A 26,228-nucleotide genomic window follows, 5' to 3' on the forward strand; every position below is an offset into this window, starting at 1 on the left:
ATGCTATAATAGGGGAATCCTACAGAAAAAATGCAGCCAGTTAACGGCTGCTTTCTTCATTATGTATGAACTTACATTTTTTAACGCAGTAAGGTGATGAGTGTGGCAAAGAAAAAAAGAAAATCGAGAAAAAAACAGGCAAAACAGCTCAACATAAAATACGAATTAAACGGATTGCTGTGCATTGCTATCTCAATTATCGCCATTTTGCAGCTTGGTGTAGTGGGACAAACCTTTATCTACTTGTTCCGTTTTTTCGCTGGTGAGTGGTTTATTTTATGCTTGTTAGGCTTATTTGTTTTAGGGGTTTCACTATTTTGGAAGAAAAAAACGCCGAGTCTTTTAACGAGACGAAAGGCGGGGCTGTACTGCATCATTGCAAGCATATTGCTGCTTTCTCATGTGCAGCTGTTTAAAAATTTGACGAACAGAGGGTCTATTGAGTCTGCCAGCGTGATCCGCAATACATGGGAATTATTTTTAATGGACATGAATGGGAGCTCAGCTTCACCTGATTTAGGCGGGGGGATGATCGGGGCGCTTCTGTTTGCGGCTTCACACTTTTTGTTTGCATCTACTGGTTCTCAAATTATGGCGATTGTAATGATTTTGATCGGATTGATTCTGGTCACAGGGCGCTCTCTTCAAGAAACGCTGAAAAAGTGGATGAGCCCGATCGGCCGTTTCATCAAAGAACAATGGTTTGCTTTTATTGATGACATGAAATCAGTCAAAACAAATATGAAATCATCGAAAAAGGCGAAAGCCAATACCAGCAAAAAACAAAAGCCGGCTCGCAGAAAACAGCAAATGGAGCCAGAGCCCACTGTTGAAGAAGAGGAGCAGGAGATGGTATCGCCTCTCATTCATTCAGAGCCGATTATCTCAAGCTTTTCAGACCGGAATGAATCGGAAGAGCCCCCGGCAGCTGCAGAAAAACAAATTGAACCGGTCACAGAACCGCTTCAGGAAAATCAGTCCGAGGCTGACCATAATGAAACGGCAGTTTCTCCGCCAATGACCTTTACAGAACTTGAAAATAAAGATTATCAGATGCCGTCATTAGATTTATTAGCCGATCCGATGCATACCGGCCAGCAGGCTGATAAAAAAAATATTTATGAGAATGCGAGAAAGCTCGAACGCACCTTCCAAAGCTTCGGCGTAAAGGCAAAAGTGACACAGGTTCATCTCGGGCCAGCTGTCACGAAATATGAAGTGTATCCGGATGTTGGGGTAAAGGTCAGTAAAATAGTCAACCTAAGTGATGATTTAGCGCTTGCGTTAGCTGCAAAAGACATCAGGATTGAGGCGCCTATCCCAGGGAAATCTGCCATTGGGATAGAAGTTCCAAACGCGGAAGTGGCTATGGTATCGCTGAAGGAAGTGCTTGAGTCAAAACTTAATGACCGACCTGATGCAAAACTGTTAATCGGACTTGGCCGTAATATTTCGGGCGAAGCCGTGCTTGCTGAATTAAACAAAATGCCTCATTTGCTTGTTGCAGGCGCGACCGGGAGCGGAAAAAGTGTCTGTGTCAACGGCATTATTACAAGTATTTTGATGCGCGCTAAACCGCATGAAGTGAAAATGATGATGATTGACCCAAAAATGGTTGAGCTGAATGTGTACAATGGAATTCCGCATTTGCTTGCTCCGGTGGTAACTGATCCGAAAAAAGCTTCACAAGCTTTGAAAAAAGTTGTCAATGAAATGGAACGGCGGTACGAACTGTTTTCTCATACAGGAACTAGAAATATTGAAGGGTACAATGATTATATTAAACGCTCCAATAATGAGGGAGAGGCAAAACAGCCAGAGCTGCCGTATATCGTGGTTATTGTGGACGAGCTAGCTGATCTTATGATGGTAGCTTCATCTGATGTTGAAGACTCGATTACGAGATTGTCCCAAATGGCGCGGGCTGCCGGCATCCATCTTATTATTGCGACACAGCGCCCGTCAGTTGACGTCATTACAGGGGTCATCAAGGCAAATATTCCGTCACGAATCGCATTTAGTGTCTCTTCACAGACGGATTCAAGGACCATTCTGGATATGGGGGGCGCTGAGAAGCTTCTGGGACGCGGAGATATGCTGTTTTTACCTGTAGGGGCTAATAAACCTGTCCGCGTACAAGGAGCATTTTTGTCAGACGAAGAAGTGGAGCAGGTCGTGGATCATGTCATTACGCAGCAAAAAGCTCAATATCAGGAAGAAATGATTCCTGAGGAAATAACGGAAACACATACTGAGGTTACCGATGACCTTTATGATGAAGCTGTCGAATTAATTGTCGGCATGCAGACTGCATCCGTATCGATGCTGCAAAGACGGTTCAGAATCGGGTATACAAGAGCGGCACGTCTGATAGATGCAATGGAAGAACGCGGTGTAGTTGGCCCGTATGAAGGCAGCAAACCAAGGGAAGTCTTAATATCAAAAGAAAAACATGATGAGCTCTCTTCTTAAAGAAAGAGAGCTCGGTAACAATAATAACATTATGTAAACTGTACACCTTGCTGTTTATTTTTTCGACAAAACATGATATAGTTGTCCCAATTGTTCAATAATTTTTATCGAAGGTGGTTTACGGAGGGGAAACATGTCTACAAAAGCTGATAATCGGCACTTGTATTTAAAAGTAATTGAACGAATTAAAGAGGATATTAAAAATGGAATCTACACTGAGAAAGAAAAGCTCCCTTCTGAATTTGAGCTTTCCAAAAAGCTTGGCGTCAGTCGGGCGACTTTGCGTGAAGCACTACGGATATTGGAAGAGGAGCATGTGATTATCAGAAGGCATGGTGTAGGAACTTTTGTCCATTCTAAGCCGTTATTTCTTTCGGGCATTGAACAGCTGAACAGTGTAACCAAAATGATTGAACAGGCTAATATGATCCCAGGAACAATCTTTCTTTCATCTCAAGTGCTTATGCCGACTGATGATGATATCAAGAGATTTCATCTGACATCAGGCCAGGAAGTTTTTTATCTTGAACGTGTCAGAACGGCAAACGGACAGCCGATTGTGTATTGTATTGACAAAATTCCGATGGATATATTGCCGGATTCTTTTTCTCACCAGCAAGAGTCTATGTTTGACCTGCTTGAGAAAAATTCAGGCTCTGTCATCAGCTATGCCGTAACCGATATCGAGCCGATCGGCTATCATGATACGATTTCTCCAGTGCTGGAATGTGATCCGGAAACAGCTCTTTTACTGTTAAAACAAACGCATTATGATCAGCATGATAAACCGGTGCTTTATTCATTAAATTATTTCAGAGCCGACAAATTCAGATTCCATGTTTTGCGTAAACGATTCTAAAACAGACGCCTGTGATGTGTCTGTTTTTTTATTGCCTGGTTTATGTTTCTTTGTACATACTTTCAATGTGGTTAACGCAAGATATAAAGGATGACAAAGTGAATGGGTGAAAATGTTGAAAGAAAAAATAGGAATGAAAAATATTATTGCTCTGGCTTCCGTACCGCTTGTTATGACATTAGGGAACTCCATGCTGATTCCCGTGCTTCCGATGATGGAGAAAAAGCTGTCGGTCAATTCATTTCAAGTATCATTAATTATCACTGTATATTCGGTGGTAGCGATCATTTGCATTCCGATCGCGGGGTACCTGTCGGATAGATTTGGCAGAAAAAAAGTACTGCTCCCATGCCTTCTTATTGCGGGAATAGGGGGAGCTGTGGCTGCTTTTGCTTCGACATATATAGACAATCCTTATGCTATGATTTTGGCTGGACGGGTTCTTCAAGGCATCGGATCAGCAGGCGCAGCTCCCATCGTCATGCCGTTTATCGGCGATCTGTTTAAGGGAGATGATGAAAAGGTCAGTGCCGGTCTTGGCGATATTGAAACCGCTAACACCTCGGGAAAAGTGCTGAGTCCCATACTGGGCGCTTTACTTGCATCCTGGTACTGGTTCGTCCCGTTTTGGTTTATTCCGTTTTTCTGTTTGATCAGCTTTTTGCTTGTATTGTTTTTGGTGGAGAAGCCTGAAGAAGATGAGGATGCACCTACAATTTCAGAGTTCCTCAAGAATGTGCGGAAAATCTTTAAACAGGATGGACGCTGGCTCTACACGGTTTTTATTATTGGATGCGTCATTATGTTTTTATTATTTGGCGTATTATTTTACTTATCAGACACGCTAGAGAATAAATATACAATTGACGGAGTGGCCAAAGGCGGGCTGCTGGCGATACCTCTTTTATTCCTGTCCAGCAGTTCTTTTATAGCGGGTAAAAAGATCGGCAAAGATAAAGCAAGAATGAAATTTTGCGTCGTTACAGGGATGATTATGTTAAGCCTGTCTTTTATCGGCTTGTGGTGGAACCACAGTTTTTATTTTTTATTTATCTTTTTAAGTTTTGGGGGAATTGGAATCGGAATGGCGCTTCCTGCTTTAGATGCGCTGATAACGGAAGGGATTGAAAGTGAGGAATGCGGAACAATTTCTTCATTTTACAATAGTATGCGCTTTATTGGAGTAGCTCTCGGGCCGCCTGTGTTTGCGGCATTGATGTCTAATGCAAGCTGGCTTATCTTCATTCTCTCTGCGTTTTGCGGGATTATTTCTTTATTTCTGGTGCTATTTAATGTAGATGCTAAAAAAAGTGAAGAAGAAAAAAACTTAGGGACGGTTTGACAAACCGTCTTTTTTTGCTGAGAAAAATCGGCAGAAAACTTGTGTAAGACAGACAAGTAATTGATTCGCATTTCGTAAAAGCATGAAGAGGCAACAAGGATTATGACATCACAAACAGCAGAAGAACAATTAATACGCAAAAGGTTATTGTTTCCTTATAAATCCTACAGTTGCTATAATTACATGAAAGAGTGTTTCTGCGAATGCTGAAATTTGGTCATAATACATACTAATAAGAAATGAACGAAGGAGGTTTCACATGTCATATGTCAATGAAGTCAAAACAAAGCACGGCGGTTTAACCGCACATATTGTAGAAACAGAAAAATTTAAAACCGTCTCGCTTATCTTTAAAATGCTGGCGCCCTTAACAAAGGAGCAAGTTACGAAAAGAGCGCTGTTCCCGCATGTGCTGCTTCGCGGAACAGAAAGTCGTCCGAAAACTGCAGATTTACGTTCTTATCTGGATGAACTGTACGGCACGTCTGTTTCGGCTGATCTCTCGAAAAAAGGTGAACAGCATGTGATTACATTTAGGCTTGAAATTCCGAATGAAAAATATTTAAAAGATCAGACGCCTCTCCTTGAAAAAGGGCTCCAGCTTCTCGCAGAAATCGTCTTTTCACCTGCTTTAGAAGCAGGCGTTTTTCAATCGCAATATGTGGATCAAGAAAAACGAACGCTGAAGCAGAGAATACAAGCGGTTTATGATGATAAAATGCGTTACTCTAATCTAAGGCTTATACAGGAAATGTGTAAAAATGAACCTTACTCGCTGCACGTTAATGGAGAGATCGACGATGTTGATGCCATTACGGCCGATCAATTATATGAAACATACCGAAACGCGATCCAAAAAGACCAGCTTGATCTATATGTCGTCGGCGATGTTGACAGGAAACAAGTGCAAGCTGCTATTGATCAATATTTTCACACAGAGGAACGCGCTCTGGAAACATTTGTGAACAACCATTCTGAACAACCTGAACCTAAAGAAGTCATTGATGAAGAAGACGTCAAACAAGGCAAGCTGAATATTGGCTATCGGACCAATATTACTTTTACGGATCAGGATTATTCGGCTTTACAAGTTTTTAACGGAATGTTCGGCGGCTTTTCTCATTCCAAGCTTTTCATTAATGTTCGGGAAAAAGCCAGTCTCGCTTATTACGCAGCCTCCCGTATCGATAGCTTTAAAGGCTTATTAATGGTGATGTCAGGAATAGAAGTGAAAAACTACAAACAAGCCGTTTCTATTATTGCCGAGCAATTTCAGGCTATGAAAAACGGGGAGTTCAGTGAGCAAGACATCTCTCAGACGAAAGCCATGATTCGGAATCAGGTGCTGGAAACCATTGATACTGCGTATGGTTTATCTGAATTTTTATATCAGCAGGCCGCTGCCCAAGTCGATATTCCGATCGAAGATTTCCTTGCCAATATTGAGCGGGTGACAAAAGAGGATATCATTAAAGTCGGCGAAAAAATTCAGCTTGATACGACTTACTTCTTAAAAGGGACGGAGGGTGCATCTTGATAAAACCAATCGAATTTGAACAGCTTCAGGAGACGCTGTATCATGAAAAAATGTCAAACGGCCTAGATGTATACGTTTTGCCGAAAAAAGGCTTCAACAAGACGTATGCGGTGTTCACAACAAAGTACGGGTCTATCGATAATCAGTTTGTCCCTCTTGGAAAAGACGAGATGGTTCATGTCCCCGACGGGATTGCCCATTTTCTTGAACATAAGCTGTTTGAAAAAGCTGATGGAGATGTTTTTCAAGATTTCAGTAAACAGGGCGCCTCTGCCAATGCGTTTACGTCATTTACAAGAACGGCTTATCTTTTCTCGAGCACGTCAAACGTGGAACGCAATTTGGAAACACTGATTGATTTTGTGCAGGACCCTTATTTTACAGAAAAAACAGTAGAAAAGGAAAAAGGGATTATCGGCCAGGAAATTAACATGTATGATGATAATCCTGACTGGAGGCTGTACTTCGGGGTGATTGAAAACATGTACAAAGATCATCCTGTCAAAATTGATATAGCCGGAACGGTAGAAAGTATATCCCATATCAATAAGGACCTTCTTTATGAATGTTATGAGACGTTTTACCATCCGAGCAACATGCTCCTCTTTATAGTCGGCCCTGTTGATCCTGAAGCGATCATTTCTCAGGTAAGAGAAAATCAGGGAAGAAAACCGTATACAGATCAGCCGGAAATTAAACGGGAAGAAGTAAAAGAGCAAGAAGCTGTTTTCCGGAAAGAAAAAGAAATTAAAATGAATGTTCAGGGACCGAAATGTCTCGTCGGACTGAAATCAAAGCATCCGTATAGATTAGGGAAAGAGCTGCTCAAGCATGAACTTGCAATGAACCTATTGCTAGAATCTTTGTTCGGCAAAAGCTCTGCTCAGTATGAATCCCTTTATGAAAAAGGGTATATTGATGAAACGTTCAGCTTTGATTTTACGGCTGAATATGGGTTCGGTTTTGCGGCCATCGGTGGGGACACGCCTGAACCGGATAAATTGGCTGAAGACATTTCAAGCAATCTGCTTCGTGCCGGTGAAATCATCACCGCTGAGAAGATTGAACTTGCCAGAAAGAAAAAAATCGGGTCATTTTTAAAGGCATTAAACTCACCTGAATACATCGCTAACCAATTCACTCGCTATGCATTTTTGGAGATGAGCCTGTTTGATATCGTAACTGTTCTCGAGCAGATCACCCTTGAGGATGTGCAGCAAATCATACAAGAGGAAATTGCTGAGGACAGACTGACTGTCTGCAAAGTGGTTCCTAAATCTTAACATGCATCCCTCCAATGTGAGGGGTGTTTTTCTGCGGAAAGAAGGAAAGAGGATGAAAAAAACAGCATTAGTCACCGGGGCGAGCGGCGGTATTGGCAAAAGCATAAGTGAATCGCTTGCAGCAGAGGGGTATGATCTGCTTTTGCACTACAATCAGAATGAAGACGCGGCAGCAGAGCTTGCTGAAAAACTGAAACGGGCGTTTGGCATAGATGCTGATATTTTGCAAGGAGATCTCTCCACTCCGACTGGCGCTGATGAACTAACAAAAGCAATTGTTCAGCCGGTTGATGCAATCGTTTTAAACAGTGGCAGAAGCCATTTCGGGCTGATTACTGATGTAGATAATGCTACGGTACAGGAAATGGTTCAGCTGCATGTGGCAAGTCCTTACATGCTGACGAGAAACCTTCTTCCAGGCATGATTCGGAACAAAACGGGAGCGATTGTGGCAGTCAGCTCTATTTGGGGAGAGACTGGGGCATCGTGTGAGGTGCTGTACAGCATGGCAAAGGGAGCACAGCACTCGTTTGTAAAAGGACTGGCTAAGGAGCTGGCTCCAAGCGGTATCAGGGTCAACGCAGTAGCGCCGGGTGCTGTAGATACCAACATGATGAATCAATTCAGTCCGGATGAATTGGAAGAGATCGCTGATGAGATCCCGATCGGCAGGCTTGCACAGCCGAAAGAAATTGCCGAGGCGGTAGCATTTCTCCTGTCTGAAAAAGCTTCCTATATTACTGGACAGATTCTGTCTGTTAACGGGGGCTGGCACTGCTGATGCAAAATAAAATGTGTATAGTTTCTTTTAAGAAGGACAAAATAATTTTGTAACTTCACATGAAATGGAGGAAACTCACATGTCAGTATTAGAAAACTGGGATAGTTGGAAGAATTTCCTTGGTGATCGTTTGAACTATGCGCAAGATAAAGGCATGAGTCAGGACACCATCACTGACCTTGCTACAGAAATCGGCGGTTACCTGGCTAATGAAGTGGATTCTAAGAACGAGCAGGAAAAAGTGCTGGCAGATCTTTGGAGCGTAGCATCTAAAGAAGAACAGCATGCCATTGCCAATATGATGGTTAAGCTTGTTGAAAATAACAGCACTCATTAAGAAGAGAGGAGATTCTTCCTCTCTTTTTTATGTTTTCCTCATCACAGCAACATTCTTCTTTCTAATTAGAGAAAAATGCTTTATGATAAAGGAAGGTAAAAATTTGCCACAATGAAGGGGGTATATCATTTGGCAAAGCTCGAATGGTATTTTGAATATGAAATTCAAGTGAACCGCCCCGGACTGCTCGGGGATATTTCATCTCTTCTCGGGATGCTTTCTATTAACATCGTAACGATAAACGGCGTCGATCTTTCCAGAAGGGGAATGCTGCTCAGGTGCCGCCATATAGATCAAATTAAACGATTAGAATCAATCTTAAAAACGATGGAAACAATTAAAGTAACGAAGCTGAGGGAACCAAGGCTTCGCGACCGTCTCGCCGTGCGACACGGCCGGTACATCCAGAGGGATGCCGATGATAAGAAAACATTCCGCTTTGAACGGGACGAGCTGGGCCTATTAGTCGATTTTATGGCCGAACTGTTCAAAAAAGAAGGCCACAAATTAATCGGAATCCGGGGAATGCCGCGCGTCGGGAAAACGGAGTCAATTGTAGCTTCCAGCGTATGCGCCAGCAAAAGGTGGCTGTTTGTATCATCTACCTTGCTGAAACAAACAATTAGAAGCCAGCTGATTGCCGATGAATACAGCACTGAAAATGTCTTTATCGTTGACGGGATTGTGTCGACAAGAAGAGGGTCTGAACGCCATCTGCAGCTGGTGAGGGAAATCATGAGGCTGCCTGCTACAAAAGTGGTGGAGCATCCGGACATATTCGTTCAAAATACAGAGTATACACTAGATGACTTTGATTATATTATTGAACTGAGAAATGATCCTGATGAGGTTATTACATATGAACATGCTGAAGAACCCCAACTGTTTGATCAATCCGGGTTTTCAAGCTTTGATTTTTAAAATTGGAAGGTGTTTGTTGTGACTGAACTAGGAATCCGGCTGAAAGAAGCCAGAGAGGAAAAAGCAATGTCATTGGATGATCTCCAAGCGGCAACTAAGATTCAAAAAAGGTATTTAACCGCCTTGGAGGAAGGAAATTATGACATTATTCCGGGTAAGTTTTATGTCCGGGCTTTCATCAAACAATATGCGGAAGCCGTCGGGCTTGATGCTGACCAATTGTTTGAAGAGTATAAAAAAGATATCCCGAATACGTATCATGACGATGTGTCTGAAAAAATCTCCGGCATGAATATGCAGAAGGAAATGCCAAAGCCTGCTTCTAAGGCGCTGGAATTGCTGCCTACAATACTTGTGATTCTCGGCGTGATTGTCGTGATTGCCATTGTTTACGCTATAATTCAGTTTGCGAATCATAAAAACGATGATAATAGCAACGCGGCATCAGAAAAATCAATCACGAAAAGTGAAAGCAAGTATGAGATCCCTAAGGATTCGACGCTGAAAGAGAATCAAACCAACAGCTCTGCAAAAGAGACAGACACAAAAAAAGAAACGAAAGACAAAGAAGATAAAAAAGAAGACAGTGAAAGTAACAAACTAGAGATGAAAGCAACTGGCACTGAAGGATCTGTAACAACGTATGAAGTGTCCGGCGCCGATAAAATCGAGCTTGAGCTGAAGGCTTCAGACAGCTCTTGGATTCGAGTGCGCGACGAAAACAGCAGCTCTCTCAAAGAGGGTACACTGAAAAAAGAAGAAACGTATAAAAAAGACATAACTGATCAGAAACAAGTTGAAATCCGCACAGGATATGCACCTAACCTGAAAATAAAAATCAACGGTGAGGTTCTGTCGTATAAACTTGATCCTAAAGAAGTGATGGCACAAACAATAAAGATTGTAAATAAAAAGGAAGAAAAGTCATCTTAATCACCAGATGACTTTTCTTCACGTCCGAGTATGAAACTGGAGGGGCTTTATGTTTAACTTACCGAATAAAATCACACTAGCAAGAATTGCATTAATCCCGATCTTCATGATTATCATGCTGGCGCCGTTTGACTGGGGCAGGCTCGATTTTGGAGACGAATCCATTCCGGTCACACACTTAGCGGGCGCTATTTTGTTTATTATTGCATCGACGACAGATTGGATAGATGGTTATTATGCCCGCAAACTGAACCTTGTTACAAACTTTGGGAAATTTCTCGATCCGCTTGCGGACAAACTTCTCGTATCGGCAGCGTTAATTATCCTTGTGCAATTTGATCTTGCTCCCGCTTGGATGGTCATTGTGATTATCAGCCGGGAGTTTGCCGTAACAGGTTTAAGGCTTGTATTAGCCGGAACGGGAGAAGTAGTAGCTGCGAATATGCTTGGTAAAATTAAAACATGGGCACAAATTATTGCAGTATCTGCATTGCTTCTTCACAATCTTCCGTTTGAGCTTGTGTCATTTCCGTTCGCTGACCTGGCGTTATGGGTAGCCGTATTCTTTACCGTTGTATCAGGGTGGGACTATTTCGCTAAAAACTGGGAAGCGCTAAAAACATCTAACTAAGAAAGAAGGACATACGTGATGGAATTTCCAAAAAAAGCAGAAATTATTGCAGTAGGTTCAGAACTCTTGCTTGGTCAGATTGCCAATACAAATGCTCAATTTATCAGCAAGCAGTTGGCAGAAATCGGAGTAAACGTATTCTACCATACAGCAGTCGGTGATAATCCGGAGCGGCTGAAGCAGGTCATCCGCATTGCTGAAGAGCGCTCTGATTTTATTATTTTTTCAGGAGGGCTCGGACCGACAAAAGATGATTTAACAAAAGAAACGATAGCTAATGTACTGGGACGCCCGCTCGTTTTAAATGATGAGGCGTTTCAATCCATTGAGGATTATTTCAAACGAACAAAACGCACGATGTCACCTAATAACCGAAAACAAGCGCTTGTCATCGAAGGATCTGACGTACTGGCAAATCACTTTGGAATGGCGCCGGGAATGCTTACAGAGCATGATTCACGCTTTTATATGCTTCTTCCCGGACCGCCGAGTGAATTGCGTCCGATGTTTGAAAATGAGGCTAAACCGCTTCTTCTTAAAAAGATGGGCTCAAATGAAAAAATTGTGTCAACGGTTCTTCGCTTCTTCGGTATCGGCGAATCTCAGCTAGAAGCTGATTTAGAAGATATCATTGATGCACAGACGAACCCGACGATTGCTCCATTGGCAGCGGATGGAGAGGTGACGCTGCGCCTGACAGCGAAACATGCTGATGAAAAAGAAACAGAGCGTTTGTTAAAAGAAACAGAAGCCGTTATTTTAGAACGTGTCGGTGAATTCTTCTATGGCTATGACGATACATCGCTTGTGAAAGAGCTATCTAAAGCATGTAAGGAAAAAGGCATCACGCTTTCTGCCGCAGAAAGCTTTACCGGCGGGCTGTTTTCTGAATGGCTGACAGATCTTAGCGGCGCTTCAGCGTTGTTTTCCGGCGGCGTCGTTTGCTATTCAAACGAAGTGAAGCAAAATGTGCTCGGCGTCAAAAAGGAAACACTGGACCGTTTCGGCGCAGTCAGCGAGCAATGCGCATCTGAGCTCGCAAAGGGTGTTCAGCAGCTCACTGGAAGCGATATTGGCATTAGCTTTACCGGTGTTGCCGGCCCTGATACTCAAGAAGGCCATGCACCTGGACATGTGTTTATCGGTATTTCTGCAAATGGAAAAGAAGAGGTTCACGAGTTTCACTTTGCGGGCTCCAGAACAGGAATTAGAAAACGTGCTGCTAAATATGGCTGCCATTTAATTTTAAAACTGTTAGAGCAAAAATAATGTTTTCAGCACACTATCCTCCTCAAAAAACATGATTTCTCCGGCTCATTATGATATTTTGGTAGAAATCAGGCCAAGAAAAAATCCGAATATGCGTTCGCTTTTTTCTTGGCAAATCCCTTCAAACAGGGTATAGTATATGTAGTGGTAACATAAAGGAGGAAAAAATAGAATGAGTGATCGTCAGGCAGCCTTAGATATGGCTCTTAAACAAATAGAAAAGCAGTTCGGCAAAGGTTCCATTATGAAACTGGGAGAAAAGACAGATACAAGAATTTCTACTGTTCCAAGCGGCTCCCTCGCTCTTGATACGGCACTGGGAATAGGCGGGTATCCCCGCGGACGGATTATTGAAGTATACGGTCCTGAAAGCTCAGGTAAAACAACTGTGGCGCTCCATGCCATTGCTGAGGTTCAGCAGCAGGGAGGACAAGCTGCGTTTATCGATGCGGAGCATGCGCTAGACCCGGTATACGCACAAAAACTCGGTGTCAATATCGAAGAGCTTTTACTGTCTCAGCCTGATACAGGCGAGCAGGCGCTTGAAATTGCAGAAGCATTGGTTCGAAGCGGTGCAGTTGACATCGTCGTTGTCGACTCTGTAGCGGCGCTCGTTCCGAAAGCGGAAATTGAAGGCGACATGGGAGATTCACATGTCGGTTTGCAGGCGCGTTTAATGTCTCAAGCGCTCCGTAAGCTTTCAGGGGCCATCAACAAATCGAAGACAATCGCGATTTTCATTAACCAAATTCGTGAAAAAGTCGGCGTTATGTTCGGAAACCCGGAAACGACTCCCGGCGGCCGTGCGCTGAAATTCTACTCTTCCGTTCGTCTTGAAGTACGCCGTGCTGAACAGCTGAAACAAGGCAACGACGTTATGGGGAATAAAACGAGAATCAAAGTCGTGAAAAACAAAGTAGCTCCTCCGTTCCGTACAGCTGAGGTTGATATTATGTATGGAGAAGGTATCTCAAAAGAAGGCGAAATCATTGATCTCGGAACTGAACTTGATATCGTGCAAAAAAGCGGTTCATGGTACTCTTATGAAGAAGAGCGTCTTGGCCAAGGCCGGGAAAATGCCAAACAATTCTTAAAAGAAAACAAAGATATCATGCTGATGATTCAGGAGCAAATTCGTGAACATTACGGCTTAGATAATAACGGAGTAGTACAGCAGCAGGCGGAAGAGACACAGGAAGAACTCGAATTTGAAGAATAAAAATAAAATGAATTTGAAATAATAAAAAAGGCAGAGTGCAAACTCTGCCTTTTTTTCTTTTGTATTTTCTGCAAAATAATGATAAATAAATTGGTTCATTTGACAACTTTTATAGTAGTTCATACGTCTAACAAAACGTGTGCATTTGAAATTAGATTGGGAGGATAAAATGGATGACAAGCCCCACTCGCAGAAGAACTGCGACGCGCAGACGCAGAAAACTAAATAAAAGAGGCAAATTTTTGTTTGGTATGTTGGCCGTAATCATTTGTTTCACGATTTGGAATGCCGTTCATCGAGAGGATGAAGAAGCCGAACCATCTCAAGAAGCTGCAGCGGTTTCTGATACCGGTCAGAAGCAAGCTGATCAGAAGAAAAACAAAGCCAAAAAAACAGAGGAACAAATCAAAACAGTGGACCGCAATCCAAAAATCAGCAGTTATTTAAAAGAGATTGGCTTCAGCGGGACAGCCATGATCGTCAGAAACGGAGAAGTCGAATTAAATAAAGGTTTTGGCTATGCGGACCGCAAGCATCACATAAAAAACAATCCTGCGACAACTTTTTATATCGGATCATCACAAAAAGCGCTAATAGCAACCGCTATTCTGCAGCTTGAGGAAAAAGGAAAACTCCAGACAAGTGATCCGGTCAGCACGTATTTACCCCATTTTCCCAACGGAAAGAATATTACATTAAAGAATCTGCTTACTCATACATCGGGAATAAACGGACATGTTGAAGGGAATGGCGCGATCACTCCTGATGACTTAATAAAAAACATAGAGCAGCAAGGAATCAAACGTCAGCCTGGAATGTGGGATTATAAGGATTCTAACTATTCAGTTCTCGCTTATCTTGTTGCTGAAGTGAGCGGCGAGTCTTATGAACAATACATAACCAATCATATTTTTAAGCCTGCGGGGATGACACATTCGGGTTTTTACAAGTCATACGATAAGCAGCCTTATCCAGCTGTCGGCTACAAGCTGAAAGGCAGCAGGACTATTACACCTTATATGCCCGATTTATCTCAGCTTTATGGAGCAGGCGATATATATATGAGTGCTGCTGATATGTACAAATTTGACAAAGCACTGGTAGATGGCAAGCTTTATTCGCAAGAAAGCTATGAAAAAATGTTTACGCCAGGAAGCAGTTCCACATACGGAATGGGGTTTTATGTTGCTCCCGGGAGCTACTCAAACCACGGAGTCATGCCTGGCTTTAACGTATTGAACAGCTTTAGCAAATCCGGACAAACCGTTGTTGTTTTGTTGTCAAATATTCAAAATAACGCTAAACTTGGACAAGTGAACAATAAAATATACCAGCTTCTAAATCAGGAGTAATTTACGATCTGTTTTTTCAAAAGATAGGCGGATTCATGTTCGGCACGGTAAATGGGGGCGGCTCGGCAAACGTTAAGCTGGCAAGCTTGACAAGTATTTCCGACACAATTACAATGAAGTTGTAACATTTGTTTTTTTAACATGATTGTTAAACCATTTAAACTTGACAAGGGCGATGAAACTTTCATTCCCTGTGAAGGTTCTGTATGTTGAGAAAACTAGACAATGTACATGCCGACACTTATTTTGAGCAACAACCAAGTTCATAGCAAGAGGAGGTGAAAGTATGACCCCAATTATGATGGTTCTCATCTCCATTTTGCTGATTCTACTCGGTTTAGTTGTTGGCTACTATGTTCGTAAAACCATTGCCGAAGCGAAAATTGCAGGCGCACGCGGTGCAGCCGAGCAAATTCTTGAAGATGCAAAGCGTGATGCTGAAGCACTGAAAAAAGAAGCTCTGCTTGAAGCAAAGGATGAAATCCACAAACTTCGAATAGATGCTGAACAAGAAGTTCGTGAAAGACGAAATGAGCTTCAAAAACAAGAAAACCGTTTACTCCAAAAGGAGGAAAACCTTGATCGCAAACATGAGGGAATTGATAAACGGGAAGCGATGTTGGAGAAGAAAGATCATTCTCTGAATGAACGACAACAACATATTGAAGAGATGGAAAGCAAAGTGGATGAGATGATTCGTATGCAGCAGTCAGAGTTGGAACGAATTTCGAGTCTGACTCGTGACGAAGCGAAACAAATCATTCTTGACCGGGTTGAAAACGAGCTTTCACATGACATCGCCATCATGACAAAAGAAACTGAGAACCGTGCGAAAGAAGAGGCTGATAAAAAAGCGAAAAACATTCTTTCACTCGCCTTACAGCGCTGCGCAGCGGACCACGTTGCCGAAACAACGGTATCAGTTGTCAATCTTCCAAATGATGAGATGAAAGGACGTATCATCGGCCGGGAAGGGCGTAACATTCGTACGCTTGAAACGCTGACAGGTATTGACCTGATTATCGATGATACCCCTGAAGCTGTCATTCTGTCCGGATTTGATCCGATCAGACGTGAAACAGCAAGGATTGCTCTTGATAAACTCGTTCAGGATGGCCGTATTCATCCGGCACGGATTGAAGAAATGGTTGAAAAATCTCGCCGCGAGGTCGATGACTACATTCGTGAGATGGGTGAGCAAACGACATTTGAGGTTGGCGTTCACGGCCTCCACCCAGATCTGATCAAGATTCTCGGCCGCTTAAAGTTCCGTACAAGCTACGGTCAAAATGTGCTTAAGCATTCCATGGAAGTCGCATTCTTGGCCGGGCTGATGGCATCGGAGCTTGGAGAAGATGCAAAGCTTGCGAAACGGGCGGGACTCCTTCATGACATCGGAAAAGCAATTGACCATGAAGTAGAAGGAAGCCACGTTGAAATCGGAGTCGAGCTTGCGACTAAATATAAAGAGCACCCAGTCGTAATTAACAGTATTGCATCACACCATGGGGACGAGGAGCCGACTTCCATTATCGCTGTGCTGGTAGCTGCAGCAGATGCGCTTTCCGCAGCAAGACCCGGCGCGAGAAGTGAGACGCTCGAGAACTACATTCGAAGACTTGAAAAGCTCGAAGAAATTTCTGAGTCCTACGAAGGTGTTGAAAAATCATTTGCGATTCAGGCTGGACGTGAAGTGCGTATTATGGTGAAGCCGGATTCAATAAATGATCTTGAAGCCCATCGCCTGGCGCGAGATATCCGCAAACGAATTGAGGACGAGCTCGATTATCCAGGTCATATTAAAGTGACAGTCATTAGAGAAACTCGAGCCGTAGAGTATGCAAAATAAAGTGATGCGCTAAGCATCACTTTATTTTTTTGACGGCTGAGGAATAGAAAGGATTTACAAAATGAGAATTTTATTTATCGGAGATGTTGTCGGGTCACCGGGCCGCGACATGGTAAAAGAGTATGTGCCCAAGCTGAAATCAAAATACAAGCCGCATTTTACCATTATAAATGGCGAAAATGCCGCACATGGAAAAGGCTTAACAGAAAAAATCTATCACAGTTTGATACAGTCTGGCGCAGATGCGATCACGATGGGAAACCATACATGGGACAAAAAAGAAATTTTCGATTTTATCGACGATGTCCCGAACTTAGTCCGTCCCGCAAACTTTCCGGAGGGCACACCGGGGAAAGGGATCACATATGTGAAAGCAAACGGTAAAGAACTTGCCGTTATGAACTTACAAGGCCGTACATTTTTACCGCCGCTCGATGATCCGTTTTTAAAAGCGGATGAATTAATTGCCGAAGCTGCTAAAAGAACACCGTACATTTTTATCGACTTCCATGCGGAAGCGACAAGTGAAAAGCTCGCACTCGGCTGGTATACGGATGGACGGGCATCTGCTGTAGTAGGAACTCACACTCATGTGCAAACAGCGGACAACCGCATTTTGCCAAAGGGCACGGCATATATTACGGATGTAGGAATGACCGGTCCATATGACGGTATACTGGGGATGGACAGAGAAACGATTATCAAGCGTTTTAAAACAAACCTTCCTGTGCGCTTTACTGTCGCTGAAGGAAAAACAACCCTAAGCGGAGTCGTCATCGATATAGATGATCAAACGAAAAAGGCCGTTAAAATCGAACGTATTTTAATCAATGATGATCACATGTTCTTTGAATAATTGATCACATGGTTATTTTATAAAAATATTAAAAAGAAAAGCAGGAATATAGCAACTCCTTAGTGAATATAGTAAAAATGGAAGGTAGCCCGCTATTTTTGAAAAGCATTGTGGGGATGGCTTTTTGGATAGCAACATCTAATAATGATTGTTCTAATGAACACTCACTTATCCATTGTAAAACTAAGGGGGAGCAGAAATGGAAATCTTAAAAGTTTCAGCAAAATCGAGTCCAAATTCAGTGGCAGGTGCGCTTGCAGGTGTGTTAAGAGAGCGCGGGGCCGCCGAGATTCAAGCAATTGGAGCGGGTGCTTTAAATCAAGCTGTTAAAGCTGTGGCAATTGCCAGAGGATTTGTGGCGCCGAGCGGGGTTGATTTGATTTGTATTCCAGCTTTTACTGATATTCAAATCGATGGTGAAGAAAGAACAGCGATTAAATTAATTGTGGAGCCTCGCTAAGAAAAATAAAGTATTCACAACCTGTTTGCATCCTGCAAGCAGGTTGTTTTTCGTTTATTGTGATATTTTCTCTCAATAGTATTTTGATAATATAATTGAACCATATGTCACGTGTAAAAAGCATTCCGGTTTTTTTTTGAAAAAAATTCAGTCCATTTTTCAAGACGGATACTTTTGTCTTTCCTGAGAGGACACAGCTGTTTACGATGATTCCAGATCATGGTACAATCCGGTTATAACAAGACTTTTAAAGGAGGATTGTACATGCAGAGTGGAAAGATGAAAGCTGTAATGAAAAAACACGGTGCTTTCGGCGCTGTGCTGGCTGAAGTTCCCATTCCTGAAATTGATAAGCATGAAGTTCTTATAAAAGTTAAGGCAGCTTCCATTTGCGGCACGGATGTCCATATTTATAATTGGGACCAATGGGCACGGCAGAGAATAAAAACTCCTTGTGTCTTCGGCCATGAGTTCAGCGGGATTGTCGAGGCTGTAGGCGAGAATGTCAGCAGTGTGAAAATCGGGGAGTATGTTTCTGCGGAAACGCACATTGTATGCGGCACATGCGTCCCTTGTTTAACAGGAAAGCCTCATGTGTGTAAAAATACGGCCATTATCGGAGTGGACACGGCAGGCTGTTTTGCGGAGTATGTCAAAGTGCCGGCCGAAAACGTTTGGAAGAACCCCGCGGATATGGACCCGGCGATTGCTTCCATTCAAGAGCCTTTAGGAAATGCCGTTCATACAGTCCTTGAGAGTCAGAACGCCGGAGGAACGACTGCCATTATCGGATGCGGGCCGATCGGACTTATGGCGGTAGCGGTCGCAAAAGCAGCAGGTGCAGCGCAGGTGGTCGCCATTGACAAAAATGAGTACAGATTAGCTCTCGCCAAACAAATGGGTGCCACAACGGCGGTCTGTATCGAAAAAGAAGATCCGCTCAAAATTGTAAGCGCTTTAACAGAGGGGGAAGGCGCTGATCTCGTTTGTGAGATGTCGGGTCACCCTTCAGCTATTGCACAAGGCCTTGCAATGGCTGCAAATGGCGGGAGATTTCATATTCTCAGTCTGCCGGAACATCCCGTTACCATCGATTTGACGAATAACGTCGTGTTTAAAGGCCTTACCATCCAAGGGATCACAGGGAGAAAGATGTTTACAACATGGCGGCAGGTTTCACAATTGCTTGGATCAAATGTACTGGATCTATCGCCTATTATTACCCATCAGTTTCCATTAGAAGAATTTGAGAAAGGGTTTGAACTGATGAGAAGCGGACAGTGCGGGAAGGTTATTTTAATTCCATAAGAGGGGGATCAACATGACAAAAGAATTTGAGTTTCTAAAAGCAGAGCTTGAAAGAATGAAAGAAAACCATACATGGCAAGACGTTAAACAGGTTGAATCAATGCAGGGCCCTTCTGTTACAGTGAATCATAAAAAAGTCATTCAGCTTTCTTCTAATAATTACCTCGGATTTACTTCACACCCAAGACTCATCAAAGCTGCACAAGAGGCTGCTCAGCAATTTGGTGCCGGTACCGGTTCAGTCCGAACAATCGCCGGAACGTTTACCATGCATCAAGAATTGGAGAAAAAGCTGGCAGCCTTTAAAAAAACAGAGGCGGCACTTGTCTTTCAATCAGGCTTTACAACAAACCAAGGTGTGCTTTCCAGCATTCTTTCAAAAGACGATATTGTCATTTCCGATGAATTAAACCATGCCTCTATCATCGATGGAATCAGATTGACAAAGGCGGATAAAAAGGTTTATCAGCATGTGGATATGAGTGATTTAGAGAAGGTGCTGAGAAAATCAATGAATTACCGCATGCGTTTGATTGTCACTGACGGCGTATTTTCAATGGATGGCAATATTGCTCCTCTGCCTGACATTGTGGAGCTCGCTGAGAAATATGACGCTTTTGTGATGGTTGATGACGCCCACGCATCCGGAGTGCTTGGCGAAAGCGGCAGAGGGACGGTAAATCATTTCGGCCTTGATGGAAGGGTTCATATTCAAGTTGGAACGTTAAGCAAGGCAATCGGAGTCTTAGGGGGATACGTTGCCGGTTCAAAGGTGTTAATCGACTACTTGCGTCATAAAGGGCGTCCGTTTTTATTTAGCACGTCGCATCCTCCGGCTGTAACTGCAGCTTGTATGGAAGCAATTGATGTCTTGCTGGAAGAGCCGGAGCATATGGAGCGTCTATGGGAGAATACTCATTATTTTAAATCAAGGCTTATCCAAATGGGCTTTACTCTCACGCAGAGCCAAACGCCGATTTTGCCTATTTTAATAGGTAATGAGGGGGTAGCAAAGCAATTTTCTGATCAGCTCCTGTCTCAAGGTGTTTTTGCACAAAGCATTGTTTTCCCGACTGTTGCAAAAGGAAAAGCCAGAATACGCACGATTATGACAGCCGAGCACACCAAAGAAGAACTGGATCAGGCGCTTGATGCCATCGAAAAGACAGCAAAGGAGCTTCAACTATTGTAGGGAGAAGGGAACACTCTTCTCCCTTTCATTCCTTATTGATTATTATTCTCAATGAGTGTACAATGATAGGTTGCCAGTTGTGCGGAGCTTCAATAACCTTTATACTGGAGGGTGGAAGTTTGGTTTGAAAGGAGAAATATCATATGAATGAAAAGCAAAAATTAGAGAGCGGACAAGTTAATCCATCGGACAAAAAATCCGAGAAGGATTACAGCAAGTACTTTGAAGCTGTCTACATTCCGCCTTCTTTAAAGGATGCGAAAAAACGCGGCAAAGAAGCCGTTACTTATCATAATGACTTTAAAATTTCTGAAGAATTCAAAGGCATGGGTGAAGGAAGAAAATTCTATATCCGGACGTACGGCTGCCAAATGAACGAACATGATACAGAAGTAATGGCAGGGATCTTTATGGCTCTTGGCTATGAAGCGACAAACTCTGTTGACGATGCCAATGTCATTCTGTTAAATACATGTGCAATCCGTGAGAATGCGGAAAACAAGGTGTTCGGTGAGCTTGGACACTTAAAAGCACTCAAAAAAAATAACCCGGATCTTATCTTAGGCGTTTGCGGCTGTATGTCACAAGAGGAATCAGTCGTTAACAGGATTTTGAAAAAACATCCGTTTGTCGATATGATTTTCGGGACGCATAATATCCATCGTCTGCCGGAGCTTTTGTCTGAAGCATACCTTTCAAAAGAAATGGTCATAGAAGTTTGGTCCAAGGAAGGCGACGTCATAGAAAACCTTCCGAAAGTCCGCAACGGAAAAATTAAGGGCTGGGTCAACATTATGTACGGCTGTGACAAGTTCTGTACGTATTGCATCGTACCGTATACACGCGGAAAAGAAAGAAGCCGCCGTCCGGAAGAGATCATTCAGGAAGTAAGAAGACTTGCAAGCGAAGGCTATAAGGAAATTACACTTTTAGGCCAAAACGTAAACGCGTACGGAAAAGACTTTGAAGATATGGACTACGGCCTTGGTGATTTAATGGATGAGCTGCGCAAAATCGATATCCCGAGAATCCGTTTCACAACGAGTCATCCGCGTGACTTTGACGATCATCTCATTGAAGTGCTTGCAAAAGGCGGAAATCTGCTCGATCACATTCATCTGCCGGTCCAATCAGGAAGCTCAGAGGTTTTGAAACTGATGGCACGCAAATATGACAGAGAGCGTTACATGGAGCTCGTCAAAAAAATCAAAGCGGCTATGCCAAACGCTTCTTTAACAACTGACATTATCGTCGGCTTCCCTAACGAAACGGATGAACAGTTTGAAGAAACGCTGTCATTATACCGTGAAGTGGAATTTGACAGCGCCTATACGTTCATTTACTCTCCGCGTGAAGGCACACCTGCGGCAAAAATGAAAGATAACGTTCCGATGAGAGTGAAAAAAGAACGCCTGCAGCGTCTGAACGCATTGGTTAATGAAATTTCCGCTAAAAAAATGAAGGAATATGAAGGCAAGGTTGTCGAAGTATTAGTTGAAGGTGAAAGCAAAAACAACCCTGAGGTTCTTGCCGGCTACACTGAAAAAAGCAAGCTTGTGAATTTCAAAGGTCCAAAGGAAGCGATCGGCAAAATCGTTCGCGTGAAAATCCAGCAAGCGAAAACGTGGTCGCTTGACGGAGAGATGGTAGGAGAAGCAATCGAGGTGAAATAAGATGACGCTCTACTCTAAAAAAGACATTGTGCAGCAAGCACGAAACCTTGCAAAAATGATCTCTGAAACGGAAGAGGTTGATTTTTTCAAACGTGCTGAAGCGCAAATTAATGAGAACGCAAAAGTGTCTGTAATCATTAATCAGATTAAAGCCCTGCAAAAACAAGCCGTTAATCTGAAGCATTACCAAAAACTCGAAGCGCTCAAACAAGTAGAAGAGAAAATTGATGCGCTGCAAGAGGAGCTTGAAGACATTCCTGTCATCCAGGAATTCAGAGACTCCCAGGTTGAGGTGAATGACCTTCTTCAGCTCGTGGCAACCACCATTTCCAACCAGGTCACAAATGAAATTATTGCGTCAACCGGAGGCGATCTTCTAAAAGGAGAAACCGGTTCGAAGATGAAACATTCAAATAACAGCTGTTCTCTTTAAAACACGGTGCCTTTTCAGGCTCGTGTTTTTTTATGTTGAACTATAAAAGAACTAAATAAACTATGTACTAAATATTCAATATGTTTTGCTGCCTTTAGCCAAATAAACTTTATCGCACTTATAAGTAAAGTTTCTAGGCACCCCTGCATACAATGGAACAGAAACTTTGTATTTTTATATTTTATTTATAAAAATGCACACTAGACGAATGCCCAGCATAAGATAACACGAAGAAGAACAAGGAGGCATGCCGGAATGTCTGAATACAGGGAAATTATCACGAAGGCGGTAGTAGCGAAAGGCAGAAAATTCACACAGTGCACCAATACCATCTCCCCTGAGAAAAAACCGAGCAGCATTTTGGGCGGTTGGATTATCAATCACAAATATGACGCAGAAAAAATCGGAAAAACCGTAGAAATTGAAGGGTATTATGATATAAACGTATGGTACTCTTACGCGGACAATACAAAAACAGAGGTTGTCACAGAACGAGTGAAGTACGTGGATGTGATTAAACTCAGATACAGAGATAACAATTACTTAGATGATGAGCATGAAGTGATTGCAAAAGTGCTTCAGCAGCCAAACTGTCTTGAAGTGACCATTTCACCGAATGGCAATAAAATTGTTGTGCAAGCGGAGAGAGAGTTTTTGGCGGAAGTGGTAGGGGAAACAAAGGTTGTTGTAGAAGTAAATCCTGATTGGGAAGAGGATGACGAAGAGGATTGGGAAGACGAACTTGATGAAGAGCTGGAGGACATCAATCCTGAATTTTTAGTTGGAGATCCTGAAGAATAAAAAAGAGACTAGGGGAGTCGGTACCCCAAGTCTCTTTTTTTATATAGACATATCATTCTTTTAACACTTTCTGTTTATGTTATAATGAAGGCTGGCAAATAGAAACGTTGATACATAGTGAGGGATTAAACAATGGCTACTTATACGCCTATGATACAGCAATATTTAAAAATAAAGGCAGAGCACCAGGATGCCTTTTTATTTTTTCGTCTCGGTGATTTTTACGAAATGTTTTTTGAGGACGCTAAAAAAGCGTCACAAGAGCTGGAAATAACGTTAACAAGCAGAGATGGAGGCGCCGCTGAAAAAATACCGATGTGCGGTGTGCCGTATCATTCTGCTTCGGCATACATTGAGCAGCTTATTAAAAAAGGATACAAGGTAGCCATATGCGAACAAACCGAAGATCCAAAGGCTGCAAAGGGCGTCGTCAAACGTGAAGTCGTTCAGCTGATTACGCCCGGAACTGTAATGGACGGAAAAGGCATCCATGAATCAGAAAACAACTTTATTGCATCAGTTTCGGCCTGCTCAAACGGATACGGGCTGGCGCTGTCCGATTTAACAACGGGTGAAAATTTGGCTGTTTTAATTGAACGGCTGGAAGACGTCATATCAGAAATTTATTCAGTCGGTGCGCGGGAAATTGTCGTAGCGGGAAGCCTTGATGAAAAGACGGTTGCTCAGCTGAAGGAGCGGTGCGGCGCTACCATTTCAATTGAAGATGGGCAAACGGATGAGCACGTTCAGATTATTGAGCATTTACAGAACCAGGACATAACGAATACATTTCTCCGTTTATATACGTATCTGAAAAGGACTCAGAAACGGAGCTTAGATCACCTTCAGCCTGTACAAGTGTATGAGCTTGAAGAAGCCATGAAAATCGACTTATACTCCAAGCGAAATTTGGAGCTGACCGAAACGATCCGTTCAAAAAATAAAAAAGGCTCCCTGCTATGGCTGCTTGATGAAACAAAAACAGCGATGGGGGGGCGGCTGCTGAAACAGTGGATTGACCGTCCGCTTATCAGAGTGAATCAAATTGAAGAGCGCCAGGAAATGGTAGAAACATTGATGTCTCATTTCTTTGAACGGGAGGATCTGCGTGAGCGTTTAAAGGAAGTCTATGATTTAGAACGCCTCGCAGGCCGTGTGGCATTCGGAAATGTCAATGCGCGGGATCTCATTCAGCTGAAGGAATCATTAAAGCAAGTGCCCGGCATTAAACAGCTTGTTGCTTCACTGGCTCATAAGAAAGCGAAGGAACGTGCGGAGCGGATTGACCCGTGCGGTGATGTTCTAGCATTACTGGAAGAAGCCCTGTACGAAAACCCTCCATTATCAGTAAAAGAAGGGAACCTGATCAAAGACGGGTACAATCAAAAGCTCGATGAATACCGCGATGCAAGCAGAAACGGGAAAGACTGGATTGCCCGCCTTGAACAGCAGGAACGTGAATATACAGGCATTCGGTCATTAAAGGTCGGTTTCAATAAAGTATTTGGTTATTATATTGAAGTGACAAAGGCGAATTTGCACCTTCTTGAAGAAGGGCGTTATGAGCGGAAGCAGACGCTAACGAATGCAGAACGCTACATTACACCTGAATTAAAAGAAAAAGAAGCGCTCATTTTGGAAGCGGAAAATAACATCTGCGAGCTGGAATACGAGCTGTTCACTGAGCTGCGTGAGAGAGTGAAATTGTATATTCCGCGTTTGCAGCAGCTCGCCAAACAGATGAGTGAGCTTGATGCGCTGCAATGCTTTGCGACAATCAGTGAAAATCGTCATTACACGAAACCAGAGTTTTCTAAAGATGAAGTTGAGGTCATAGAGGGCAGACACCCGGTTGTTGAAAAAGTAATGGATAGCCAGGAATACGTGCCTAACAACTGTGTGATGGGCGACAATAGACAGATGCTGCTCATTACCGGTCCGAACATGTCGGGGAAAAGCACATACATGAGACAAATCGCGCTCATCTCCATTATGGCGCAAATCGGCTGCTTTGTGCCCGCGAAAAAAGCTATGCTTCCGATTTTTGATCAAATTTTCACCCGAATCGGCGCGGCGGATGATTTGATCTCCGGACAAAGTACTTTTATGGTGGAAATGCTTGAAGCCAAAAATGCGATTGTAAATGCAACAAAAAACAGCCTCATTTTGTTTGATGAAATCGGGCGGGGAACGTCCACATATGACGGCATGGCCCTTGCGCAAGCGATTATTGAATATGTTCATGACCATATTGGCGCCAAGACGCTGTTTAGTACGCACTATCATGAGCTGACGGTTCTTGAAGAAAAGCTTCCGCAGCTGAAAAACGTCCATGTTCGTGCTGAGGAATATAATGGAACGGTTGTCTTTCTTCATCAAATTAAAGAAGGGGCAGCTGACAAAAGCTACGGTATCCATGTCGCCCAGCTGGCTGAGCTGCCGGCAGATCTGATTTCACGCGCTCAAGACATTCTAAAAGAACTTGAGCATTCAGGGAACAAACCAGAAGTGCCAGTGCAGAAACATGAGGTGAAAGAAGAGCCGGCACAGCTGTCCTTCTTTGGCGAATCGGATAAACCGGCTGCATCACCAAAGCTTTCTAAAAAAGAAAAGCAAGTACTTGATGTCTTTAAATCTCTGAATATACTTGATATGACACCGCTGGAAGCGATGAATGAAATGTACAAGCTGCAAAAGAAATTACATTAAAACGGGGTGAT

The 26,228-nt window shown here is 43.0% G+C and carries 22 protein-coding genes; all 22 read left to right on the forward strand.

All coding sequences use genetic code 11. The features are described 5' to 3' along the window. Positions 1–102: 102 nt before the first annotated feature. The 22 genes from HC660_RS09100 to mutS all read left to right on the forward strand — a co-directional run bounded on the left by HC660_RS09100 (position 103) and on the right by mutS (position 26,217). On the forward strand, positions 103–2,472 hold the full coding sequence (locus tag HC660_RS09100; protein WP_168747863.1) for an FtsK/SpoIIIE family DNA translocase: 2,370 nt from the start codon (positions 103–105) through the stop codon (positions 2,470–2,472). Between the two features lie 133 nt (positions 2,473–2,605). Continuing rightward, positions 2,606–3,331, forward strand: a complete 726-nt coding sequence (locus HC660_RS09105) for a GntR family transcriptional regulator (RefSeq protein ID WP_010334301.1) — start codon at positions 2,606–2,608, stop codon at positions 3,329–3,331. A 133-nt stretch (positions 3,332–3,464) separates the two neighbouring features. After that, positions 3,465–4,673, forward strand: a complete 1,209-nt coding sequence (gene bcbE, locus HC660_RS09110; protein WP_244956499.1) for a bacillibactin exporter BcbE — start codon at positions 3,465–3,467, stop codon at positions 4,671–4,673. A gap of 259 nt (positions 4,674–4,932) precedes the next feature. Next, complete coding sequence (gene yfmF, locus HC660_RS09115) at positions 4,933–6,210, forward strand: EF-P 5-aminopentanol modification-associated protein YfmF (RefSeq protein WP_168747865.1); 1,278 nt, start codon at positions 4,933–4,935, stop codon at positions 6,208–6,210. Then, a complete protein-coding gene (yfmH, locus tag HC660_RS09120) occupies positions 6,207–7,493 on the forward strand; it encodes an EF-P 5-aminopentanol modification-associated protein YfmH (RefSeq protein ID WP_168747866.1) in 1,287 nt (428 codons plus the stop codon). Before yfmF ends, yfmH begins: the two co-directional genes overlap by 4 nt. Before the next feature lie 52 nt (positions 7,494–7,545). Beyond that, positions 7,546–8,274 carry an elongation factor P 5-aminopentanone reductase gene (gene ymfI, locus HC660_RS09125; RefSeq protein WP_168747868.1) on the forward strand — a complete coding sequence of 243 codons (729 nt, stop codon included), beginning with the start codon at positions 7,546–7,548 and terminating at the stop codon, positions 8,272–8,274. Between the two features lie 79 nt (positions 8,275–8,353). Then, positions 8,354–8,611 (forward strand): DUF3243 domain-containing protein, encoded by a 258-nt coding sequence (locus tag HC660_RS09130; RefSeq protein WP_029441274.1) that lies wholly within the window; start codon positions 8,354–8,356, stop codon positions 8,609–8,611. 129 nt (positions 8,612–8,740) lie between these two features. Beyond that, the gene (locus HC660_RS09135) at positions 8,741–9,532 is read left to right on the forward strand and encodes a DUF3388 domain-containing protein (protein ID WP_168747870.1); all 792 of its coding nucleotides are present in this window, start codon (positions 8,741–8,743) and stop codon (positions 9,530–9,532) included. A gap of 18 nt (positions 9,533–9,550) precedes the next feature. Further along, on the forward strand, positions 9,551–10,465 hold the full coding sequence (gene rodZ, locus HC660_RS09140) for a cell shape determination protein RodZ (RefSeq protein ID WP_168747871.1): 915 nt from the start codon (positions 9,551–9,553) through the stop codon (positions 10,463–10,465). Between the two features lie 49 nt (positions 10,466–10,514). Beyond that, complete coding sequence (gene pgsA, locus HC660_RS09145; RefSeq protein WP_168747873.1) at positions 10,515–11,096, forward strand: CDP-diacylglycerol--glycerol-3-phosphate 3-phosphatidyltransferase; 582 nt, start codon at positions 10,515–10,517, stop codon at positions 11,094–11,096. An 18-nt stretch (positions 11,097–11,114) separates the two neighbouring features. Then, on the forward strand, positions 11,115–12,365 hold the full coding sequence (locus HC660_RS09150) for a competence/damage-inducible protein A (RefSeq protein WP_029441276.1): 1,251 nt from the start codon (positions 11,115–11,117) through the stop codon (positions 12,363–12,365). A 172-nt stretch (positions 12,366–12,537) separates the two neighbouring features. Next, the gene (gene recA / locus HC660_RS09155) at positions 12,538–13,584 is read left to right on the forward strand and encodes a recombinase RecA (RefSeq protein ID WP_010334307.1); all 1,047 of its coding nucleotides are present in this window, start codon (positions 12,538–12,540) and stop codon (positions 13,582–13,584) included. A gap of 173 nt (positions 13,585–13,757) precedes the next feature. After that, on the forward strand, positions 13,758–14,936 hold the full coding sequence (locus HC660_RS09160; protein ID WP_168747875.1) for a serine hydrolase domain-containing protein: 1,179 nt from the start codon (positions 13,758–13,760) through the stop codon (positions 14,934–14,936). A gap of 286 nt (positions 14,937–15,222) precedes the next feature. Then, complete coding sequence (gene rny / locus HC660_RS09165) at positions 15,223–16,785, forward strand: ribonuclease Y (RefSeq protein WP_010334309.1); 1,563 nt, start codon at positions 15,223–15,225, stop codon at positions 16,783–16,785. A 61-nt stretch (positions 16,786–16,846) separates the two neighbouring features. Next, positions 16,847–17,641 carry a 2',3'-cyclic-nucleotide 2'-phosphodiesterase gene (gene ymdB, locus HC660_RS09170; protein WP_029441277.1) on the forward strand — a complete coding sequence of 265 codons (795 nt, stop codon included), beginning with the start codon at positions 16,847–16,849 and terminating at the stop codon, positions 17,639–17,641. A 199-nt stretch (positions 17,642–17,840) separates the two neighbouring features. Continuing rightward, the gene (spoVS, locus tag HC660_RS09175) at positions 17,841–18,101 is read left to right on the forward strand and encodes a stage V sporulation protein SpoVS (RefSeq protein WP_003154135.1); all 261 of its coding nucleotides are present in this window, start codon (positions 17,841–17,843) and stop codon (positions 18,099–18,101) included. A 264-nt stretch (positions 18,102–18,365) separates the two neighbouring features. Next, a complete protein-coding gene (gene tdh, locus HC660_RS09180) occupies positions 18,366–19,409 on the forward strand; it encodes an L-threonine 3-dehydrogenase (protein WP_168747876.1) in 1,044 nt (347 codons plus the stop codon). A 13-nt stretch (positions 19,410–19,422) separates the two neighbouring features. Further along, entirely contained in the window at positions 19,423–20,601 is a 1,179-nt protein-coding gene (locus tag HC660_RS09185) for a glycine C-acetyltransferase (RefSeq protein ID WP_168747878.1), read from the forward strand. A 143-nt stretch (positions 20,602–20,744) separates the two neighbouring features. Beyond that, positions 20,745–22,274: a tRNA (N6-isopentenyl adenosine(37)-C2)-methylthiotransferase MiaB gene (miaB, locus tag HC660_RS09190; RefSeq protein ID WP_168747880.1), complete on the forward strand. Its 1,530-nt coding sequence runs from the start codon at positions 20,745–20,747 to the stop codon at positions 22,272–22,274. A gap of 1 nt (position 22,275) precedes the next feature. Next, the gene (ricA, locus tag HC660_RS09195) at positions 22,276–22,707 is read left to right on the forward strand and encodes a regulatory iron-sulfur-containing complex subunit RicA (protein WP_010334317.1); all 432 of its coding nucleotides are present in this window, start codon (positions 22,276–22,278) and stop codon (positions 22,705–22,707) included. 255 nt (positions 22,708–22,962) lie between these two features. Beyond that, positions 22,963–23,508 carry an outer spore coat protein CotE gene (gene cotE, locus HC660_RS09200; RefSeq protein ID WP_003231833.1) on the forward strand — a complete coding sequence of 182 codons (546 nt, stop codon included), beginning with the start codon at positions 22,963–22,965 and terminating at the stop codon, positions 23,506–23,508. A 132-nt stretch (positions 23,509–23,640) separates the two neighbouring features. Continuing rightward, positions 23,641–26,217, forward strand: coding sequence for a DNA mismatch repair protein MutS (gene mutS / locus HC660_RS09205; RefSeq protein WP_168747882.1), 2,577 nt, complete (start codon positions 23,641–23,643; stop codon positions 26,215–26,217). Positions 26,218–26,228 lie beyond the last annotated feature (11 nt).

Source organism: Bacillus mojavensis, from assembly GCF_012648005.1.
Classification (GTDB): Bacteria; Bacillota; Bacilli; order Bacillales; family Bacillaceae; genus Bacillus; species Bacillus mojavensis.

Bases quoted from the DNA above. Each gene is read 5' to 3' on its own strand.
- HC660_RS09105 (WP_010334301.1), top strand. From the start codon at position 2,606: ATGTCTACAAAAGCTGATAATCGGCACTTGTATTTAAAAGTAATTGAA.
- bcbE (WP_244956499.1), top strand. From the start codon at position 3,465: ATGAAAAATATTATTGCTCTGGCTTCCGTACCGCTTGTTATGACATTA.
- yfmF (WP_168747865.1), top strand. From the start codon at position 4,933: ATGTCATATGTCAATGAAGTCAAAACAAAGCACGGCGGTTTAACCGCA.
- ymfI (WP_168747868.1), top strand. From the start codon at position 7,546: ATGAAAAAAACAGCATTAGTCACCGGGGCGAGCGGCGGTATTGGCAAA.
- HC660_RS09130 (WP_029441274.1), top strand. From the start codon at position 8,354: ATGTCAGTATTAGAAAACTGGGATAGTTGGAAGAATTTCCTTGGTGAT.
- pgsA (WP_168747873.1), top strand. From the start codon at position 10,515: ATGTTTAACTTACCGAATAAAATCACACTAGCAAGAATTGCATTAATC.
- HC660_RS09150 (WP_029441276.1), top strand. From the start codon at position 11,115: ATGGAATTTCCAAAAAAAGCAGAAATTATTGCAGTAGGTTCAGAACTC.
- recA (WP_010334307.1), top strand. From the start codon at position 12,538: ATGAGTGATCGTCAGGCAGCCTTAGATATGGCTCTTAAACAAATAGAA.
- HC660_RS09160 (WP_168747875.1), top strand. From the start codon at position 13,758: ATGACAAGCCCCACTCGCAGAAGAACTGCGACGCGCAGACGCAGAAAA.
- rny (WP_010334309.1), top strand. From the start codon at position 15,223: ATGACCCCAATTATGATGGTTCTCATCTCCATTTTGCTGATTCTACTC.
- ymdB (WP_029441277.1), top strand. From the start codon at position 16,847: ATGAGAATTTTATTTATCGGAGATGTTGTCGGGTCACCGGGCCGCGAC.
- spoVS (WP_003154135.1), top strand. From the start codon at position 17,841: ATGGAAATCTTAAAAGTTTCAGCAAAATCGAGTCCAAATTCAGTGGCA.
- tdh (WP_168747876.1), top strand. From the start codon at position 18,366: ATGCAGAGTGGAAAGATGAAAGCTGTAATGAAAAAACACGGTGCTTTC.
- HC660_RS09185 (WP_168747878.1), top strand. From the start codon at position 19,423: ATGACAAAAGAATTTGAGTTTCTAAAAGCAGAGCTTGAAAGAATGAAA.
- miaB (WP_168747880.1), top strand. From the start codon at position 20,745: ATGAATGAAAAGCAAAAATTAGAGAGCGGACAAGTTAATCCATCGGAC.
- ricA (WP_010334317.1), top strand. From the start codon at position 22,276: ATGACGCTCTACTCTAAAAAAGACATTGTGCAGCAAGCACGAAACCTT.
- cotE (WP_003231833.1), top strand. From the start codon at position 22,963: ATGTCTGAATACAGGGAAATTATCACGAAGGCGGTAGTAGCGAAAGGC.
- mutS (WP_168747882.1), top strand. From the start codon at position 23,641: ATGGCTACTTATACGCCTATGATACAGCAATATTTAAAAATAAAGGCA.